Consider the following 17,739-nt stretch of genomic DNA (forward strand, 5'->3'; position numbering starts at 1 on the left):
GAATGGAAAAGGGGGCCATCATATGGCAATCGACAAGGAAGTTTCGGATCTGTTGGTGGCGGGGCGCGATCCCGAGGAGTTGTCTGCCAAAAATGGGCTGACCGACGAGTTGAAGAAGGCGCTGCCGGAATGGGTGCTGACGGCGAGCCTGGATGATCACCTGGGATCGGAAGCTGAGGTCGGCGCCGGTATCATCCCCGTCGGTCGCCGCGCGATTCCATCGGCAATGCCCGATCGACCGGCATGTCCGCTGCGATCATAGTCTTCCAGTAACGGGAATATTCGCGCCGGTGATCGCACTTGCGGCGTCCGAGAGAAGAAATGCGATGACTTCAGCCAATTCTGCAGGCTTCACCCATTTGTGGCTGTCCGCATCGCCCATGTCCTTGCGGTTCTGAGGAGTGTCGAGGATCGAGGGAAGGACCGCATTGACCCGGATGCCTCGTTCCTTGCATTCGGCCGCCAGCGCCTCGGTCAGACGCGCAACGCCCGATTTGGCCGCCGTATAGGCTCCCATCCCGGCCGCCGCGTTCGCCGCCGCTGCGGCTCCGACGTTGACGATGGAGCCGCCCGAGCGCAATAAGGACAGCGCCGAGCGCGATGCGTTGACGGCGCTCACCACATTGATCCGAAACATATTTTGCCAGCTTTCGGTGCAGCTTTCTTCCACCGTCTGCCAGACAAAGCCGCCGGCCACATTCACCAGCCCGTGGATGTCTCCGTCATTTCCTATCTGTTCGAAAATCCGGGCCACGCTCTGCTCGTCGGCGAGATCGACCCCGTCGAAGAACGGAATGCCGGCAGGTCCCTGGCTTGCGAGGTCGATACCTATCGGCTGCAGCTTCGCAGCGACGAGGCGGTCCACGACCGCCCGTCCGAGAAGGCCCGATGCACCTGTAACGACTATTCGCCGTTCTTCGGAATGTGATCCGTTCATGAAATTTCTCCCGCCCGAGTGAGAGTGAGCCGCGCTCTTGCAACGACCGGCGCATCGATCATCATGCCGTCCAACTGAGCTACCGCGACGCCAAGCGATTGGGACTGGCCCCATGCGGCCAGAATGGCTCTGGCCTCGTCGATATCCGCGGGTGCCGGAGAAAAGGCAGAGTTGACGGCTTCGACCTGATTAGGATGAATGCAAAGCGCGCCGGTGCAACCGAGACCGGCTGCCTTCTTTGCCGCTTCGCTGACTTTTTCAGCGTCGCGAAACTCAGCAATCGAGAGGGGAAGCGCCAGAGCCGCAAGGCGATGGGCGCGAGCGGCAAGGGCGATCTGGCGTACCGGAAGGTCGAGCAGATCGGGCGTCGGACGCGTCCCCATGTCGAGCGAGAAATCCTCGGTGCCAAGGGCAAGCGCGGAGACGCCAACGGCGGCGGTGATCTGCGGCGCCGCGAGAATTCCGCATGCACTCTCCACTAAGGCGATAATGGTGGGTGGGATCTGGCCCCTGCCCGGGTTATGGTGCGCGATCAACGCGCTGGCCTGTTCGATGCGTGCGGGGGATTCCACTTTCGGCAGCATGACGGCATCGAAGCCGCATTCGCAAGCGGCGCGGAGCTCGGATTCCGTTCCCGGCGGGTCGGCGTTTATCCTGACGACGCACGCTTTTCCGGCAGACTTCAGCACGGCATGCGCGTCATTCAGACCCACAAGGGCAATATCCTTGGCACCCGTTGCGACCGAATCTTCCAGATCCACGATGACCGCATCCGCCTTGCTGCCTGCCGCTTTCTGGATGCGGTCGGGATTGTCGCCGGGCACAAAGAGAAATGATTTGAGGCTTTCGATCATGACGACACCGCGTAGCTCGTGCCGGCAAAATCGGAATGACCAAGACAGCCTATTTGAGGTGGTTCAGGACTAAGAGCGATGTCCGGCCACATCGCGAAGTAAACCCTCCTGAATTTCCGAATATCCATCCTCCTCCATTGTCTCGATGTGATCTAATTCGCGCTCGACAGGCCGCCGAATTGCTCGGCGCGGCTATTCATCGAGTAGGACCTTTCCATGAAAATCCTTGTGCCCGTAAAGCGGGTGATCGACTATAATGTAAAGCCGCGGGTGAAGGCGGATGGCTCGGGAGTGGACCTGAGCAATGTCAAGATGAGCATGAACCCGTTCGACGAGATCGCCGTCGAGGAAGCCGTTCGCCTGAAGGAAAAGGGTAAGGCGGAAGAGATAGTGGTCGTCAGCATCGGCCCCGCAAAGGCACAGGATACGCTGCGAACCGCTCTCGCGATGGGCGTGGACCGGGCGATCCTGGTCCAGGTCGACGATGCCGTCGAAGTCGAGCCGCTCGCAGTGGCCAAGATCTTGAAGGCGATTGCCGACGTTGAATCGCCCGGCCTCGTGCTGCTGGGCAAGCAGTCGATCAGCGACGACAGCAACCAGACGGGGCAAATGCTGGCGGCGCTGATGGATCGTCCGCAGGGGACATTTGCAAACAGCGTCGACGTCGAAGGCGGAGCAGTGATCGTGAAGCGCGAGGTCGACGGCGGCCTCGAGACAGTCGAGCTGACGCTTCCCGCGATCGTCACCACCGACCTTCGCCTCAACGAACCCCGTTATGCATCACTGCCGAATATCATGAAGGCGAAGGCGAAGCCGCTCGAGATCAGGTCGCCCGCTGACTATGACATCGACATTTCTCCGCGTATCGCCACGCTCAAGGTAGTCGAGCCGCCGGTGCGCAGCGCGGGTGTGAGGGTCGCAGACGTGGATGAACTGGTCGCAAAGCTCACGTCTCTCGGCATCGCCTAACGGGCCTGACAAGAAAGGAAATTCTGGGATGAAAACCCTCGTCTGGGTCGAGCACGACAACGCCAGTGTCAAGGATGCGACGCTTTCGGCCGTCACGGCCGCGGCCAGCATGGGCGACGTCGATCTGCTGGTCGCTGGAAAGGGCGTCCGCGCGGTAGCAGAGCAGGCTGCGAATATCGAGCCCGCCCGCAAAGTTTTGCTCGCCGATGATGCAGCCTATGAACACGCGTTGCCGGAGAATCTTGCCCCGCTCGTCGTCGGATTGATGCAAGGCTATGATGCCTTCGTCGTGCCCGCGACAACGACCGGCAAGAATGTGGCGCCGCGCGTCGCTGCGCTGCTCGATGTGATGCAGTTGTCCGAAATAATCTCGGTCGAAGGTCGGAAGACCTTCACGCGGACGATCTACGCCGGCAATGCCGTCGCCACCGTCGAAAGCCATGACGCGAAGCTGGTCGTGACCGTACGTGGAACCGCCTTCGACAAGGCTGCGGCGAACGGAGGCTCGGCTGCGATCGAAGATGTTTCCGGCCCCGGCGATGCGGGGACCTCGCGTTTCGTCTCGGCTGAAATCGCCCGCAGCGAGCGCCCCGAACTAACCAGCGCGAAGATAATCGTATCGGGGGGACGTGCGCTCAAGGATGCGGCGACCTTCGATGAGGTCATCACACCGCTTGCCGAAAAGCTCGGTGCCGGGGTCGGCGCCAGCCGCGCGGCGGTCGATGCAGGCTATGTCCCGAATGACTTCCAGGTTGGCCAGACGGGCAAGATCGTTGCTCCCGAAGTGTATTTCGCCATCGGAATTTCGGGGGCGATCCAGCATTTGGCGGGAATGAAGGACTCCAAGACCATCATTGCCATCAACAAGGACGAGGATGCCCCGATTTTCCAGGTCGCCGACATCGGGCTCGTCGCGGACCTGTTCAAGGCCGTCCCGGAACTGACCGGTAAAATCCGATAGGCTTGAGGGAGGGATGTCGACATGACTGACGAACCTGACATCGTGATCGTGGGCACGGGCCATGGCGGCGCACAAGCGGCAATTGCGCTACGGCTGCTGAAATTCGATGGTTCGATCATGATGATCGGTCGCGACAGCGAATTGCCCTATGAGCGCCCTCCATTGTCGAAGGAATATCTTGTCCGGGAGAAGCCGTTCAAACGCATACTGCTACGGCTCGAGGAGTTCTGGAACGACAAGAATGTCGATCTCAGACTTGGTGAAGCTGTGACTGCCGTGGATGCGAGCGCGCATGTGCTGACTCTCGCGTCGGGTCGAACGGTCACCTATGGACATCTGATCTGGGCGGCGGGCGGAGCCGCGGCGCCTTACATCCGCCTTGAATCGGTGTAGAACGCCAATGACATGGCGATGGTGGTCGCCTATGACATTGCGGGCGAGCCTGCGCAATGCCAGGCGACGCCCTGGTTCTGGTCCAACCAGTATGATGTCAAGCTGCAAGCGGTCGGCCTTTCGATCTGCTATGATGAAGCAGTCCTGCGCGGCGTCCCCGAAATCGGCAGCTTCACGGTCGTCTACCTTAAGCAAGGACGGGTATCGCCCTTGATTGCGTCAACGCCGTACGGGACTATGCGCAAGGGCGAAAACTTGTCGAACATCGCGCATCGCCATCGGTCAAGCGATTCGCTGATCGCGAGACCCTGCTCAAGGAGCTGGCTCAATAGGCAGCTGGCCAATTGAGGGCAGCCACCCTCAATTCCGAATATGATGTAGTTCCCCGGGGCCGCCGAGTTGGTATCGCTGGTTTGCGGGGGAACTGGCCCGGCGTTCTGCGCCAGTCAGCCACGCCGGGGCGGCTTTTTTCGTACCGGATAATCGACGGGAACCGGATGGGACGCCGCATGCAGATATCGCCTGGTGACAGGGTCGACAGCGACCTTTTGGAAAGAATTCGGCGCGCTCTTCTCTCGGGCGAAGGTGTTGCTCTATCGTCCGACGACAGCGAACTGAGCTGGCGCGAGCTCGCCGGCCGGATCGCAAGACTGGAGGCGGACCTCGACGCCAACGGCATTGCTCCTGGCGCCACCGTCGCCGTGCTCGGACGCAACACCATAAGCTGTGCGATCTGCATATTCGCGATCGTCCTCAGTCGCCGCTGCGCGATCATCATCAACCCGTTTACGTCGCCCGAGGCTGCCCTTGAATCCGCCCGACAACTTTCGCCGCAAGCAATCCTGATTCCAGTGGGCGACGACATGCTCCGAGCAGCGAATTCGGACCCCGCGCTTCTCGTGCTCCAGGAGGACGGAGCGCTCGTGAGGTTGAGTCCTGCGGCTCAGCGGGAGCCGTCCGGCGATCGTCGCGCCGGACTTATTGTCTATACGAGCGGCACAACCGGAGATCCGAAGCCTCTTCATCTTTCCCTTTCGACCCTTTCGCGAGCGATGCATGAGATCGAGCGCACCAATGCGGGATTTGGCGACTGTCGTTGCGACGATGGTTTGTGGCCTGCACTCATTCAATATTCGCCGCTCGCGCACATCGGAGGCGTGCTTACCCTGTTGCGAGCGGCAGCGCAGGGCCGCTCGACGGTCATGCTCGGGAAGTTTGACGCGGAACGCTGGGCTGAGATCGTCCAGCAATATCAGCTCAAAACAACGGGTCTCCCGCCGAGCATGCTGCGAATGGTACTGGAAGCCGAAATAGCGCCCGAGCGGCTCTCGTCGCTCATCAGCGTCTGGTCGGGCACTGCGCCATTACGCGCAGAAGATCGGCAAGCCTTTTCGGGTCGCTACGGCATACCGGTGCTCGGCAACTATGGTGCGACCGAGTTCTGCGGAGCAATCGCCGCGTGGTCGCTCGAAGATTTCAGGATGCATTTCGATACGCGGCCATCGGCGGTGGGACGTCTTGACCCGACGGTAGCGCAGGCGCGCGTCCGGTCTCTCGCCGGGGAAATTGTCGAGGGCGAAGGGCAAGTTGGTGTCCTCGAGTTCAAGGTCGGCAGGATCGGAGATCACTGGATTCCCACCAGCGACCTGGGTTCGGTCGATGGCGATGGATTTCTGACTCTCCACGGCCGTAAGGACGATGTGATTATTCGCGGGGGTTTCAAGCTGTCCCCGGCTAAGATTTCGGACGTATTGCGCCAACATCCGGCGGTTCGTGATGCCGCGGTCGTTGGCGTGGCTGACAAGCGACTGGGACAATTGCCGGTGGCGGTCGTCGAGCTTGAGCTGGGTGCAAAGCTGGACTCCGCTGAAATCCGCGAATTCGTCCGCGCTCGACTCCCGGCCTATTTCGTCCCCGCAAGGATCAAGCAAGTTCAATCCCTGCCTCGCAATTCCGCCATGAAGCTGGATCGCCGCGCAATCGCGTCGCTGTTCCACGAGCACGGAGATCACTGATCATACCCAGTCGCTGCACAATCTTCCCCGGGTAAGGAAAATTGCCCTGATCATACGCTGAACACAAGGTCGCGAAGGACTCTCGGTTGGAAAGCTTCCGTCGAAGTCCTCGACCAGTTCTTTGCAGACCAGTGAAGCCGGTGTTGCGACAACCGGTCAAATTCGCCCATATCCGCACGGACGGAGTTTAAAGACCTTCATGACTGCACAGCCTGTTTTCGGTTTCATCGGCCTCGGCAATATGGGGCGCCCTATGGCAGTTCGCATCGGCCAGGCGGGCCTGCCGCTGCGCCTGTGGGCGCGCCGCCCCGCATCACTTGAGGGCCTGCTCGGCGGCAATGTAGAAGCGGCGACCTCGCCTCGTGACCTAGCGACACAGGTTAAAGTGGTTGGGGTTTGCGTGCGAACGGACGAGGAACTGCTCGACATTGCTTTGCGCGAGCCGGATGGCCTGGTCGGTGGTATGCGGGCTGGCTCGGTTCTGACCATCCACGCCACCGTCATGCCCGCGACGATCGAGCGTGTGGCCGAGACCGCTGCGCAGCGTGGAGTCCAAGTGCTTGATGCGCCGGTCAGCGGTGGTTCGAAAGGGGCTGAAGCTGGAATTCTGACGGTTCTGCTCGGGGGGGATGACAAAGCGATCGAGATTGCCAGACCGATGCTGGAATGCTTTGCAACCAAGCTGCTGCATGTCGGAGCACTGGGGTCGGCGCAGACCCTCAAACTGCTCAACAACAATCTGTGCTTTGCCAATGTTGTGGCGTCGATTGCCGCCTTGAACCTAGCTACGCGCATGGGGATCGACCCGCTGGTAGCCGCTCGTGTGATGGGTAGTAGCTCGGGCAACAGTCATGCGCTGGGGCTTGTGCGTTCGCCTGCGCAGGTCGCTAAGATGACTGGGCCGACCAGCAACGTCGGCAAGGATGTTGCCCATCTGATCGAACTGGCGAAAGCGGCAGGCGTGGACCACTCTGACCTGACCGACCAGTCGCAACTCACGGTGGATCGGATCCATGCATATGCCGCGGCGGGAGCCCCGGGCGCCGAGTGATTGGGTGCGAGGATACCTGGCTCCAGTCAAACACCTCTTCGATCCGTTTGCGGATGCACAGGCTGACCGTGCCCCCGATAGTGTGGCTGCCCAACAGTGGGCTGGTGATGCGGTCAGCGGTCCATGAAAACGCCGAAGTCAAGGCGCGATAGAAGGCCGCACTCGATCATCAGTTCAGAAAATCAGGGTTACTTTCGCATCATGGGCGGCAAACATGGCACTCTTGATTTTCGAAAAAGCTAGCGAAATCAGTTCAGAGGGGAAGGCTGTCGTCCGGCTTGGCCATGTGCTGTTAGACATTTCCCATAGAACGGTACTTTTCTCATAGAACGGCACTTTTCGGACTTATCGTTCCTCTCCGCGCGCCCCTAATGAATGATCACTTGGTCACGGCGTTGCAGCCTCACCCTGCGTGAGTCGTAAACAGCCACGTAAACAAAAGATTAGGGAGACAACCATGAAGCGATCGATCTCTGTGCGGGGCACTCTTCTGCTCGGCGTTGCATATTGCCTTGCATCAACAGCATCGTCGGCACTTGCGCAGCAATCCGGGGAGAGTGATCCCGACGTCGTCGCGCAGGGGGGCGCTTCATCTCTTCAGCAAGCGGGCGTTCAAAGAGGCGGCCTGCAGGACATCGTGGTCACGGCACGTCGGTCGGAGGAGCGGTCGCAGGATGTGCCCATTTCCATTACTACGGTAAGTGGAGAAGATTTGCAGAAATTTAGTATGCGTGACGTGGCGGAAATCCAAAAGGTTACCCCGGGCCTTTATATGAGTTCGCAAAACAGCGCGGGCCGTGTAAAAATCACTATACGTGGACAGAGTGAGGCTGATAGCCGCTTGACAACTGACCCGTCAGTGGGAGTCTATATTGATGGTATCAATTATACTCGTACGTATGGTTTGAGATCTTCTTTCGTAGATCTTGCACAAGTAGAGGTTTTGAAGGGGCCTCAGGGGACATTGTTCGGAAAGAACACCACCGGTGGTGCAATTAACATCACGACGCAGCATCCGAAATACCAGGCAGAAGGTTACGCCGATCTGCTCTATGGTAGCTACAATAACATGCAGGCTCTGGGTGTCATTAATCTTCCCATCGTGGAAGATCGACTGGCCATTCGGGCTGTAGGTCAAGTGATTTCTCGGGACGGCTACGGGAGTAAGTTGGACGGGCAGGATATCGGTGATGATCACGTCGTCACTGGCCGATTACTCCTGCGTGCGGACCCTGCCGAAAATGTCCGCATCTTTTTGTCGGGCGATTATACTCGGCAGCGCAATACCGGAACCAATGTGATTTTGACTGACGATTCGATGCTGCAGAATACGAATTCAGGCACTGGCACGTTGGGTTCGATTGCTGCCGAACTTGGGCTGGATCCGACGTCGGAGGTGGATCGACGGCGTGCCTATGATGTCTGGCGTGGCTATTACGATGGCTATTCTAACGGCTCAAAATTCCAGAGTGGATTTGCGACTGATCCGCGCGGAATTTTCGACGATGTGGATCATTGGGGTGTGTCAGGTGAGATTGCGGTCGACGTTGGCGACATTACGATCAAATCAATCACTGCCTATCGCCATCTGAATCGGGAATATATCCAGGATCTGGATGGAACGCCGTTCAGCCTGCTGCAGGTTCATCTTGGGACTGATGTGCAGAATTTCAGTCAAGAGTTGCAGGTATCCTCGATCGACGGAACTGGTCTCGACTGGCAGTTCGGCGCATATTATAACCGAGAGAGCGGAAATGAGCTTTCGGACAATAACACTAATTCCTACGTAAGCGCCAGTCGCTCGAGCGTCACCGATACAGATAGTCTGAACAAAAGTGCCGCCGTTTATGGCCAGGCTGTCTTGCATCTAACCGATTCGTTGCGCATGACGGGCGGCCTGCGGTATACTGAGGACTATCGCGGCATCACCTCGCATAGCCGGATAGAACCGAGCTTTGCAATTCCTCCAGCCGTACCGGCCTCTGCTGCACGCTGTAATCAGCTAGCTCCAGAATTCGGTGGGCCGGTTTATCCGCACTGCAATTATGAGACACACTCAAAATTCGACCAGTTCACTTGGCTGGCGAGCGTGGACTGGAAACCTGCGCCCGATCTACTTGTCTACGGCTCCGTTAACAAAGGATACCGCGCTGGTGGTTATACCGCGCAGGCATTCAGTCGGCCGCTGACGCCGGATCAGTTAGAACAAGCGTCAAATCCTTTCCAGCCCGAAAAGGTCATCGCCTACGAGGTTGGGTTCAAATCCGACCTACTGGGCCGCACATTACGGGTAAACGGGGCCGCATTTTATCAAGATTACACCAATATTCAGCAACAGATTCGCGATTATATCGATGGCAATTCGGTGACATTGATCCGCAATGCTGCCGCAGCGACACTGTGGGGCGGCGAACTGGAAGTTGTCTTCGCTCCCACCGATGCCACGATGATTAACTTAGGTGTGTCCTATCTTAGCGCAGAATACGACGAATACATCGTGCCGAATGCGGCCGGTGATCTCATCGATCTATCAGGAGCGCCGTTTCCAGCACCTGAAGTTACATTCAACATTGGCGCGACGCAAACGGTACCGCTGTCGGATGGCGAGCTTCGATTCTCCACTAATTTCAATTGGATTGACGACGTGGTCTATCGTGCCGAGGCAAAAAACCTTCCAAGTGTGACGCAAGGGGCGTTTGGGTTGCTTGATGCTCGTATAAGTTGGAGGATCCACAGTCAGGATTTGGAGATCTCGATCTTCGGTAAGAACTTGACTGACAAGCGCTACATCCAAGCGGCTTCGAACTCTGAAGGCTTGGGATTCAATTATGCATTTCCAGGAGACCCGCGTGTATTTGGTATCCAAGTGCGAAAGAACTTCTGAATCCATGTCAATAAATGAAGGATCCGCTCTGAACTGGCGTCGGAGCGGATTCTTCGGTTCCGGTTGCGAAGTTGGACACCTCGAAGAACCGACGGATTTTGATGTGAGCCTGTGATGGAGGCGGTTGGGGTGTGACGTGCCGGCTATTATTGGCTGATCTTCGTCCAATTTTCTGACCTTCTGGCCCTTGAAGGCAGCGTTTCTGCGTCGGGCAGGCGCAGTTCGCCCCTGGAGCCAGGCAAGCCGCTGGAAGTTATAGGCCAGGTTGGCCATGCCGATCTTGAGGCGGGCACGGGCGATGCCGATGGTGCGCACCACCAGCCCCATGCGATGCTTCTGCCCGGCGAACACGTGCTCGACATGGGCACGGACTTTCGAGCGCTTCGCGTTGGCCCTGGCGATGCGCTCGGGCATCGGCCGGCGCGGTGGTTTCTTCTGGTGGATGTGGCTGGTGAACATGCCCTTGGCGAGGAAGGCCTCGTTCTTCTTCGAGCGGCAGGCGGTATCGGCCCAGACGCCCGCAGCGGTGTTGTCCCTGCTGATCGGAACCGGCAACCGAGCTCCGTCATGGGCATTGGCGGCGCTAGCATCCCAGGTGCGGATCAGCCCGTGCGCCCGGTCGATGCCGACATGGTTCTTGTAGCCGAACATGGGAATGGCAAGATCGACCGGCCCCCGGGACTTTGGGGCCGCCTTGGGATTGCCACCTTCCTTGACCTTGACCTTGCTGTATTTGATCGACCAGCGCGCATCGCGATCCTTCTGCCGGGCTTTGGCCGGCTTCCAGTCCGCAGGCGTGCGGCCTTCCTTGATCGCGGCTTTTTCCTCTTGGGTGTTGCGCTGTTTCGGGGCCGGTACGACGCTGGCATCGATGATCTGCCCGCCCATGGCGAGATAGCCGCGTTCGGTCAGTGCGGCATCGAAACGCGCGAAGAGCCTGTCGATCGCCTTGGCTTTGACCAGGCGCTCGCGGAACAACCAGACCGTCGTCGCATCGGGCAACCCCATGCGCCGCCGGGACCGGCCCGGCCTCGACAATTTCCGCAAGCCGAGCGCGCTTCTCATCATTCAGGATCGAGGCTCGCCCGGGCGCCTTGCGCGTCGCAAGACCAGCAGGGCCGCCCTCGTTGAACCGTAGGACCCACTCGCGCACAATCTGCAGCGTAACCCCGGCAATCTTCGCCGCCTCGCTCCGGCTCCCGCCATCCAGGATCGGGGCTGCCGCCAATAATCGCCGAACCTGATCCGCGCTGTCACTTCGACGCGCCAAAATGCGCAAGTCTGCCGCTGTGTAATCCCTTCGAACTCCAATCGCCGACGGCATCGCATGCCTCCCTGTGTCTGCATCGTCGAAGCAGATTTTTAACCTCTTGGAAATCCCTCGCGTGCGTCAGAGCCACCGCGCGTTGGTATTACTTCCGGCCGTCGGCTTGATCTCGAGGGTGACGCCTTCCTGGATGACGACGACGACATCCTTTGCCGCACCGACCTCGACGATCGGTCCGGCCTGGCGCGCAAGGTCGAGATAGAAATCCGTCAGCTTGTCGGACGACTTCGACAGGCCGCCCGCGATCCCGGCCTTGGCCGCGTCACCTGCATCGAGCGTCCGCACCGAGCCGAGTGCGGATGTCGAGACGTCACCGATCGTATTTTCGACCGTCTGGCTGATGCCGCTGATCGTGCCGGCTATGAAGGCTCGAGCGAGGCTGGCACCGGCACGGGTCACGACCTTCCCCGACAGCCCCTTCTTGCCGTCGGTGTCGACGAAAAAGCCCTTGATCGGCTGGTCGACCACCGAGCGTTCGTCGAAATCGACGCAGGAGAGCGAGACGAGTTGCACCTCGACGCGCTCCTTGGCGAGGCTTCCCGTCGCATTGCCGATGACGAAGCAGCCGGAGAGATTGGCTTTCACATCGTTCGGCAGCACGGCGGGTGCCTGAACGCGAGCGATCAGCGGCTCAGGGTTCGAGGTCGCGTCTCGGCTCGCGAGCGCGTCGATCCCGGTCAGCAGCCGTGCCTTCATGAAACCAGGCGGCAAATAGATCGTCCGGGTCTTTTTTTTAGAGCCAGTCACCGCGCCCTTGCCGTCTGCATCCGCGCCGATGGTTGCTGAGGTCGCCGCACCGATCGCGCCGACTGTCTTTTCAACCGGCGGCGCGGGTGGGGCCAGCGGCGCGGACGGGGGTGAGGGAGGAGCAGGGATTTCACCCATCGCGCTGCCGGCTCCGCCGGGCGCGGGCGGATAGTCCGGAATGTCGCTCGGCAGGGCAGGGGGCAGGCCGGGATCGACGTCGGGCAGTGCGGCGCTGCCGCTGCCCGGCACGACCTTGCCTTCCTCGATCGCCGTGATGCGCTCGCCGAGCAGCGACTGCCCCTCGAGCACCTTTTGCAGATCGCCGCGCAGCTTGGTTTCGAGGCTATCGCCGCGCAGGCCGGCGCCCATGTCGAGCTTGGTCGCGGGCGGGGCTTCCGTTGGCCCATCCTTGCCGCCGGTGCTCGCGGTATAGAGCCCGGTGCCGAGCATCGCGACCACGGCGGCGACGCCGAACTGCTTGGCGCGCAGCTGCTGTTTCGAGCTGAGCATCGCCCACCGCGCTTTGAGCGCCAATAGCGCGGGGCCGCGTCCCGCGCTCTCGAGCGGAAGCGGTTTGCCCTCCTCGGCAAGGTCGAGCGGGATTTGGTCGGTGGGGTCGGTCATTCACCATCTCTCCGCCGGATGACGATCAGCCGGGCGGTCTCGCCCGATTTGACCTTGAGCCGATCGAGCGTGACCGCGAAGATGTCGGCGCCAAGCGCCCGATCGAGAAACTGCCGTTCCTCCAGGATCACATCGCTATCGCTGCCGAGCCGATATTCGGATACCGACAGCCCGGCGCCTTCGATGGCGAGGCGCCGGCGTTCGATCAGCTTGACCGCGGGAAGAGCCGCAATCGTGATCGCTCCCGCGCGCGGCGCAACGTCCGCAAAACTCGCGGGCACCCGGTCGCGCAGCATCGCGAGCGTAATCGAGATCGCGCGCTCTTCTTCGACGAGCGGTCCGAGCAGTTCCTCATTGGCTTGCGCACGTTGCGGGCGGCCCGGCGAGAGCGTGATGGTCTGCGCCGGAATATCGGCGGGCTCGGCATAAAGCGGATAGATGGCACCGTTGCACGAGATGAAAAATTCCGAGGGCGTCGTCACATAGCTGCGCGTGACCATTCCCATGTCCTCGACTTCCTTGACGAGGAACTTGATCCAGGCGTCGGCACCGGCGCGCTCGACCGCGATCGCCTTTTCGGCCGAGAATTTCACATCTTCGATCTCGCCGCCGACGCAGACGACATGATTGACGTCGCGGTTGGAGAGACGGATCGTGCTGACCTGTTCGGGCAACGCGGTGATCGATTGGGCCCAAGCCGGATCTGGGAGAAGGAAGGCGGTGCCAAGCAACAGGGCGGCGCCTTTAGCGAGTCTCGGCATTGAAGCTCTCCTCATTGAGTGCGACGAGCCAGAAGCGGCCGTTCTCTACCGCGTAGCGAATGCGCAAGTTACCGCGGAACTTGCGGATGACGCCGCCGATGACGCGCACCTTCTCCACGGGTACGAGGATGTCGCGATCGCTCCATTCCACGGGCTGGTCAGGACGGATGTAGGTGGCGATCGACAGCGTCGGGTTGTTCGCGAGTTCGTCCAATATGCTGTTCAGGCTGTCGCGCATGCTGTTGTAGGCGGACGGATGGACGATCGAGAGCAGCTCCGCGAACTGCCGGTCGGCAGAGTAAGCGGAATAGGTTCCGGCGAGCGCGACGATGTTGCGCGTGATGGTCCGAAGATAGGCGGCCGACGGCTTGGCGCCCGTGACATAGAGATCGCCGCCCGATCCGAACGGCACGACGACCGTGCGCTCGTTCCGGTCGGCGCTATAGATGACGGCGCCGAGGACAGCCGTGATGCCGAACAGTCCAACGATCGCGAACTTCAGCAGCCGGTTCTCCTCGAACAGGTTCGATGAACCCTGGAGATAGCGATGGATGCCGAAGCTCGCGGGCTTGCCGGCGAGCGGATCGACCGGCTCGCGGCGGGATTTTCCGATGCGGGAAAACATGGGTCGCCCTCACTCGTAGAAGCGGGTCTGGGTCGGACCCGGATAATGGCGAAAGCGCAGCATTCCCCAGCGCCACGCCAGATGGGAGAGGAAACCGCGCGGTTGCGCGCGCTTCCACGGCAGAAAGAGGAGAAGAGCCGCGATGAACGCCCACCCGACCAATCCGCCGACGATGACGGCGACGAAGAGGATCGTGACCACCAGCACGAACTCATCCGATCCGAACCAGAGGATCTGAACGGGTTTGTGCAGATATTGCGGCAGGCGTTCGTCCATCGACTCTTCTCCTCCTGCTTCATGACCCCGGGCTCAAAGGGAGAAACACCCTGGGTCGATGGTGCCGGGCGCTGGCTTGCGCCCCGGCATGAAGGCCCGCGCACGGGCCATGGAACCCGGCGGCCCGTGCGCGAACCAGCTCGTTCAGATCAACATCCCGAAGGTCTGGAGGATGCTGTCGGCCTTGATCAGGCAGACGGCGGCGACGATCGTCGGGATGCCGATCATGATGTTCGAGAACAGCCGCGACACGCCGAACAGGAAGGCCGCGACGCCGCCGACGAAGCCGAGTGGGCCTTTGACCCCCTGGTTCACGACGATGTCGTAGATGTCGTAACCGAGATCGCCAGCCACCGGCGCAGTGAAGGCGTGCGCGCTCGCCGCGACGAGCGACAAGAGGAGCATCGGAATGCCGATGTCCGCGACGGTGAGAGCGCGTTTGCCGAAATATTTGACCATATTGCCTGCTTTCCTGAAAGTCGGGCCGTCCGGGGATGTGCCTGCCGGCATCGATGGATATCGCTGTCGGCCGACGGCGATGCTGGACGGCCCGAATAGGGCGCCGCCGCCGGCATTCCGGTTCGCCGCGGCCATCGGCAGGCTGGACGCCCGCGACGCCGCGGCGTCCGCCACGAAGGGGAGGGGGTCAGCGCCGCGCATCAGCGATCTTCGCCGATGACAGGAACGCTTCGATCTCAGCTTGCTGAAAGCCTGAGACCAGCTTGCCGTCGATAATCAGCGTCGGTGTGCCCGTGATGCCGACGGAACTGACGAGCTTCGCGTGCGTCTCCACCGTCGACTTGCCTGCCGGGCAAGTCCGGAGGACCGCAGGCGCGGCGCCCGCATAAATGGCCTTGAAGGCCGCCTCCTTGTCGGTCGAGCAAAGAATATGCTCGGCCTTGGCAGCCGCTTCCGGGTGGATGCCGCTCACGAAATAGACGAGGCGGCGAACCGGCTTGCCTTCCGCAGTCTTGGCCGCCCAATAGCGATCGAGCGCCCGGCAATAGGGGCAGTCGGGATCGGTGAACTCGATCACCGTCGGCGCGCCCTCGGGGCCGATCACGAGGGCCTGCGATGAATCGATTCCCTTCAGTCGTTCCGCCGTGCCGGCTTCCTGGGCAAGCGCGGTGAGGTTCACGCCATTCTTGTCGAACACCGATGCGAACAGCAGATGCTCGCTCTCGGGCGCATAGTAGATGATGCGACCTCCAGCGCTCGCCTGGTAGAGCGGCCCCTTGACCGGGGCCGGCCCGAAATCCTCGAACTGGAGATTGGTGAAGCTCTGCCGCAGATCGCGTTCCGCACTAGCCGCAGCCTTCGCTAGTACGGCCGTTTCGGCTGCGTCCTGTGCGTGGCTCAGCGACGGTAATGACAGGGCAACCGCAGCAAGCAACAATTTAGCGTGCCGGTGCCGAATTCCTGCCCAGCGACCAGGCAAAGAGAGAGCGTTGGCGCAATCGGATGGCATGAGTCCTCCTCGGCGCGGCAGCGCCCCGTTAAATTATCCGTTCATGCTATCGGCTAACCTGCCCCAATGACTCGACGCTGGGTTGGTCTCGATGTCGGGTGGATGAACGCCGAATTGCATCGGAACAAGGCAAGGGGCATGGACGTGCCTCGTCTAGGCAGTGTCGTGCACACGGTCTTCAACTCCGCAGGCGCTGGAGGGCTTGAATTTCCAACGCACCCGCTCTGCGCCGAATAAATGGAACCATCATCCGTTTTGGAGAGCCTGAATAATCCGATCAAGTTGATCGCATCTGACGTTGCCGCGAGGCGCAGGAGCTTTCACCCTTCGAGCGCGCATGTCTCCTACGAACGCGGTTGGATGAGGGGTGATGTCGGTTTCCAAGATCAGAGAAAGTCCTGACGATGGAGTCATCGATCGCCTGAAGGAAATTTCAGGACGTCGAATCGAGGACGAGCGACGACGTCGGCGTATGACCCAGCGTCAATTTGCAAAAAGAGTGGGCATCAGCATCCGCTGGCTCCGTGAAATCGAGGCGGGTAATCCTGTCGTTAAGCTCGACGATCATCTTCGTTGCGCGAGCGCACTGAAAATGGCTCCGACATATATCTTTCTGCCGTTGCTTTATTGGTCCTATGGCCGCGTCTGTCCGATCAACGTCGCCATTGCCGATCTTACTGATATTGAACGGCGCTCTCTGGCTCTGATCAATAGGCGGGTGGCTGCCCTCGAAATAGGCTGACTATGTTCCATGGATGGCCTGTCGCACTGCATGCCAAAAACGGCCAATTGACGATGTGAATGGTTAATGTTCCACAAAGCCTCACCTCGTCCCAAGTGATGCACAATTGACCGATAATGCTCTATTAGGGGCCAAAATGTGCCTCTGAAGCCCGGTAAAAAGTTAGTGTATTTGTTGGTAGGAGGCAAATTTTTCTACTTGCTTTCTAGCAATATCAGCTAGTTGTTCGATGGATTCGAATCCTGCTGCCCCTGCCATTGTTTCATGGTTAGCCGGACAGGAGGGAGGTTGAGCGGGGCGCTCCCTCTCTGGATAAGCACCAGCTATTCGGCGCGCGCAGCAGTGGATATGCGCGCTCGCGCAACGGGATGGAGGCGCGCGTAAAAAGAACGCGCGAGGTGCCTCGACGGTCCGCGCATGAAAAAGCCCCCCATCCAGAGGACCGGAGGCTCTATGGAATGGAGACTGAAAGCCTGTGTTACGGGCTGACGGGCTCGTCCTTGTCGTTATCGGAGATCAGGATGATGCCGCCGATCACTGCCGCAACGGCGAGGACGGCGATGATCCAGCTCGAACCGCCTTCGAGGCCATTCTTCTTCGAAACAGCCGAGGCCGAACGCGCCCCGTCGAACGCGGTCGCAGCCGAGGCCGCAACCGGCGTAGCCACCATCGAAGTTGCTGCAAGCGCTGCCGCAGCCTTCTTGAGTGAATTCATGATAATCCCCTTCATTACTAATAGCTATTCCATGAATAACGACTCTTTGTGACAAAGACCGGGGCGCATTGCAACCGCATATGAAAAGTCCTGCCGGTAGGGCGGAACAGGGTGCCTGCAAATTCTCAGCAACCAGACTCAGCAACGCCCCCAACCCAGGGGGCTAGGGCATTATGTGGGAGGTATAGGCAAGGTCACGCCCATGCTTCTTCCACGTCTCTCGCCGTAGACAAGTCGCTTACCGATGTTGTGCCGCAGCCGAGTTGAGATTTGCGGGCCGCTTCGGTCGCTGGCTCTAGGTTTCGTTTACATTCAGGATTCCCATTGGCGTAGGATTGTGATTCAAGCTGCTGGCTGTTTGGAGGTCGGCATGGATGGAGCGACAGGAAG

The 17,739-nt window shown here is 60.0% G+C and carries 18 protein-coding genes and 2 pseudogenes; 9 read left to right on the forward strand and 11 right to left on the reverse strand.

The window, feature by feature from the left end; all coding sequences use genetic code 11:
* Positions 1-22 precede the first annotated feature (22 nt).
* The gene (locus FHR21_RS21300) at positions 23-262 is read left to right on the forward strand and encodes a hypothetical protein (RefSeq protein WP_184099327.1); all 240 of its coding nucleotides are present in this window, start codon (positions 23-25) and stop codon (positions 260-262) included.
* Here FHR21_RS21300 and FHR21_RS13985 read toward each other — a convergent pair.
* Both FHR21_RS13985 and FHR21_RS13990 read right to left on the reverse strand, forming a co-directional pair.
* Positions 257-937, reverse strand: a complete 681-nt coding sequence (locus FHR21_RS13985; protein WP_184099329.1) for an SDR family oxidoreductase — start codon at positions 935-937, stop codon at positions 257-259. The genes FHR21_RS21300 and FHR21_RS13985 overlap by 6 nt on opposite strands.
* Positions 934-1,791, reverse strand: a complete 858-nt coding sequence (locus FHR21_RS13990) for an HpcH/HpaI aldolase/citrate lyase family protein (RefSeq protein ID WP_184099331.1) — start codon at positions 1,789-1,791, stop codon at positions 934-936. Before FHR21_RS13990 ends, FHR21_RS13985 begins: the two co-directional genes overlap by 4 nt.
* Positions 1,792-2,007: 216 nt before the next feature.
* Here FHR21_RS13990 and FHR21_RS13995 point away from each other — a divergent pair, with 216 nt between their 5' ends.
* The 7 genes from FHR21_RS13995 to FHR21_RS14020 all read left to right on the forward strand — a co-directional run bounded on the left by FHR21_RS13995 (position 2,008) and on the right by FHR21_RS14020 (position 10,064).
* Positions 2,008-2,760 (forward strand): electron transfer flavoprotein subunit beta/FixA family protein, encoded by a 753-nt coding sequence (locus FHR21_RS13995; RefSeq protein WP_184099333.1) that lies wholly within the window; start codon positions 2,008-2,010, stop codon positions 2,758-2,760.
* A gap of 28 nt (positions 2,761-2,788) precedes the next feature.
* The gene (locus tag FHR21_RS14000) at positions 2,789-3,721 is read left to right on the forward strand and encodes an electron transfer flavoprotein subunit alpha/FixB family protein (RefSeq protein WP_184099335.1); all 933 of its coding nucleotides are present in this window, start codon (positions 2,789-2,791) and stop codon (positions 3,719-3,721) included.
* Positions 3,722-3,742: 21 nt separating this feature from the next.
* Positions 3,743-4,114, forward strand: a complete 372-nt coding sequence (locus tag FHR21_RS21305) for an FAD-dependent oxidoreductase (protein WP_420825291.1) — start codon at positions 3,743-3,745, stop codon at positions 4,112-4,114.
* Between the two features lie 12 nt (positions 4,115-4,126).
* Entirely contained in the window at positions 4,127-4,462 is a 336-nt protein-coding gene (locus tag FHR21_RS21310; protein ID WP_476712845.1) for an oxidoreductase C-terminal domain-containing protein, read from the forward strand.
* Positions 4,463-4,623: 161 nt separating this feature from the next.
* Entirely contained in the window at positions 4,624-6,129 is a 1,506-nt protein-coding gene (locus tag FHR21_RS14010) for a class I adenylate-forming enzyme family protein (RefSeq protein ID WP_184099337.1), read from the forward strand.
* A gap of 121 nt (positions 6,130-6,250) precedes the next feature.
* Positions 6,251-7,180, forward strand: a complete 930-nt coding sequence (locus FHR21_RS14015) for an NAD(P)-dependent oxidoreductase (RefSeq protein WP_184099339.1) — start codon at positions 6,251-6,253, stop codon at positions 7,178-7,180.
* 457 nt (positions 7,181-7,637) lie between these two features.
* Positions 7,638-10,064 carry a TonB-dependent receptor gene (locus FHR21_RS14020; protein ID WP_184099341.1) on the forward strand — a complete coding sequence of 809 codons (2,427 nt, stop codon included), beginning with the start codon at positions 7,638-7,640 and terminating at the stop codon, positions 10,062-10,064.
* Positions 10,065-10,274: 210 nt separating this feature from the next.
* On the opposite strand, the pseudogene FHR21_RS14025 reads toward FHR21_RS14020, so the two are convergent.
* From FHR21_RS14025 to FHR21_RS14055, 8 genes and pseudogenes are all read right to left on the reverse strand, one after another.
* Positions 10,275-11,066, reverse strand: a pseudogene (locus tag FHR21_RS14025) (transposase); the annotation flags it as partial.
* 64 nt (positions 11,067-11,130) lie between these two features.
* Positions 11,131-11,388, reverse strand: a pseudogene (locus tag FHR21_RS21315) (helix-turn-helix domain-containing protein); the annotation flags it as partial.
* A gap of 66 nt (positions 11,389-11,454) precedes the next feature.
* Entirely contained in the window at positions 11,455-12,762 is a 1,308-nt protein-coding gene (locus FHR21_RS14030) for a TraB/VirB10 family protein (protein WP_184099343.1), read from the reverse strand.
* Positions 12,759-13,523: a type-F conjugative transfer system secretin TraK gene (locus FHR21_RS14035; RefSeq protein WP_221235181.1), complete on the reverse strand. Its 765-nt coding sequence runs from the start codon at positions 13,521-13,523 to the stop codon at positions 12,759-12,761. Before FHR21_RS14035 ends, FHR21_RS14030 begins: the two co-directional genes overlap by 4 nt.
* On the reverse strand, positions 13,507-14,148 hold the full coding sequence (locus FHR21_RS14040) for a TraE/TraK family type IV conjugative transfer system protein (RefSeq protein WP_184099347.1): 642 nt from the start codon (positions 14,146-14,148) through the stop codon (positions 13,507-13,509). The genes FHR21_RS14035 and FHR21_RS14040 overlap by 17 nt, the downstream gene beginning before the upstream one ends.
* Before the next feature lie 9 nt (positions 14,149-14,157).
* Positions 14,158-14,424, reverse strand: coding sequence for a type IV conjugative transfer system protein TraL (locus FHR21_RS14045; RefSeq protein WP_184099349.1), 267 nt, complete (start codon positions 14,422-14,424; stop codon positions 14,158-14,160).
* 144 nt (positions 14,425-14,568) lie between these two features.
* On the reverse strand, positions 14,569-14,883 hold the full coding sequence (locus tag FHR21_RS14050; protein WP_184099351.1) for a hypothetical protein: 315 nt from the start codon (positions 14,881-14,883) through the stop codon (positions 14,569-14,571).
* 187 nt (positions 14,884-15,070) lie between these two features.
* Positions 15,071-15,892: a DsbC family protein gene (locus tag FHR21_RS14055; RefSeq protein WP_184099353.1), complete on the reverse strand. Its 822-nt coding sequence runs from the start codon at positions 15,890-15,892 to the stop codon at positions 15,071-15,073.
* A 370-nt stretch (positions 15,893-16,262) separates the two neighbouring features.
* Between FHR21_RS14055 and FHR21_RS14060 the strand changes: the two genes are divergently transcribed.
* The gene (locus FHR21_RS14060) at positions 16,263-16,634 is read left to right on the forward strand and encodes a helix-turn-helix domain-containing protein (protein ID WP_184099355.1); all 372 of its coding nucleotides are present in this window, start codon (positions 16,263-16,265) and stop codon (positions 16,632-16,634) included.
* 478 nt (positions 16,635-17,112) lie between these two features.
* On the opposite strand, the gene FHR21_RS14065 is transcribed toward FHR21_RS14060, so the two are convergent.
* Positions 17,113-17,364 carry a hypothetical protein gene (locus FHR21_RS14065; protein WP_246427228.1) on the reverse strand — a complete coding sequence of 84 codons (252 nt, stop codon included), beginning with the start codon at positions 17,362-17,364 and terminating at the stop codon, positions 17,113-17,115.
* Between the last annotated feature and the right edge of the window lie 375 nt (positions 17,365-17,739).

The sequence above is a fragment of the Sphingopyxis panaciterrulae genome (genome assembly GCF_014199295.1).
Classification (GTDB): Bacteria; Pseudomonadota; Alphaproteobacteria; order Sphingomonadales; family Sphingomonadaceae; genus Sphingopyxis; species Sphingopyxis panaciterrulae.

Bases quoted from the DNA above. Each gene is read 5' to 3' on its own strand.
- FHR21_RS21300 (WP_184099327.1), top strand. From the start codon at position 23: ATGGCAATCGACAAGGAAGTTTCGGATCTGTTGGTGGCGGGGCGCGAT.
- FHR21_RS13985 (WP_184099329.1), bottom strand. From the start codon at position 937: ATGAACGGATCACATTCCGAAGAACGGCGAATAGTCGTTACAGGTGCA.
- FHR21_RS13990 (WP_184099331.1), bottom strand. From the start codon at position 1,791: ATGATCGAAAGCCTCAAATCATTTCTCTTTGTGCCCGGCGACAATCCC.
- FHR21_RS13995 (WP_184099333.1), top strand. From the start codon at position 2,008: ATGAAAATCCTTGTGCCCGTAAAGCGGGTGATCGACTATAATGTAAAG.
- FHR21_RS14000 (WP_184099335.1), top strand. From the start codon at position 2,789: ATGAAAACCCTCGTCTGGGTCGAGCACGACAACGCCAGTGTCAAGGAT.
- FHR21_RS21305 (WP_420825291.1), top strand. From the start codon at position 3,743: ATGACTGACGAACCTGACATCGTGATCGTGGGCACGGGCCATGGCGGC.
- FHR21_RS21310 (WP_476712845.1), top strand. From the start codon at position 4,127: ATGGCGATGGTGGTCGCCTATGACATTGCGGGCGAGCCTGCGCAATGC.
- FHR21_RS14010 (WP_184099337.1), top strand. From the start codon at position 4,624: ATGCAGATATCGCCTGGTGACAGGGTCGACAGCGACCTTTTGGAAAGA.
- FHR21_RS14020 (WP_184099341.1), top strand. From the start codon at position 7,638: ATGAAGCGATCGATCTCTGTGCGGGGCACTCTTCTGCTCGGCGTTGCA.
- FHR21_RS14030 (WP_184099343.1), bottom strand. From the start codon at position 12,762: ATGACCGACCCCACCGACCAAATCCCGCTCGACCTTGCCGAGGAGGGC.
- FHR21_RS14035 (WP_221235181.1), bottom strand. From the start codon at position 13,523: ATGCCGAGACTCGCTAAAGGCGCCGCCCTGTTGCTTGGCACCGCCTTC.
- FHR21_RS14040 (WP_184099347.1), bottom strand. From the start codon at position 14,148: ATGTTTTCCCGCATCGGAAAATCCCGCCGCGAGCCGGTCGATCCGCTC.
- FHR21_RS14045 (WP_184099349.1), bottom strand. From the start codon at position 14,424: ATGGACGAACGCCTGCCGCAATATCTGCACAAACCCGTTCAGATCCTC.
- FHR21_RS14050 (WP_184099351.1), bottom strand. From the start codon at position 14,883: ATGGTCAAATATTTCGGCAAACGCGCTCTCACCGTCGCGGACATCGGC.
- FHR21_RS14055 (WP_184099353.1), bottom strand. From the start codon at position 15,892: ATGCCATCCGATTGCGCCAACGCTCTCTCTTTGCCTGGTCGCTGGGCA.
- FHR21_RS14060 (WP_184099355.1), top strand. From the start codon at position 16,263: ATGTCGGTTTCCAAGATCAGAGAAAGTCCTGACGATGGAGTCATCGAT.
- FHR21_RS14065 (WP_246427228.1), bottom strand. From the start codon at position 17,364: ATGAAGGGGATTATCATGAATTCACTCAAGAAGGCTGCGGCAGCGCTT.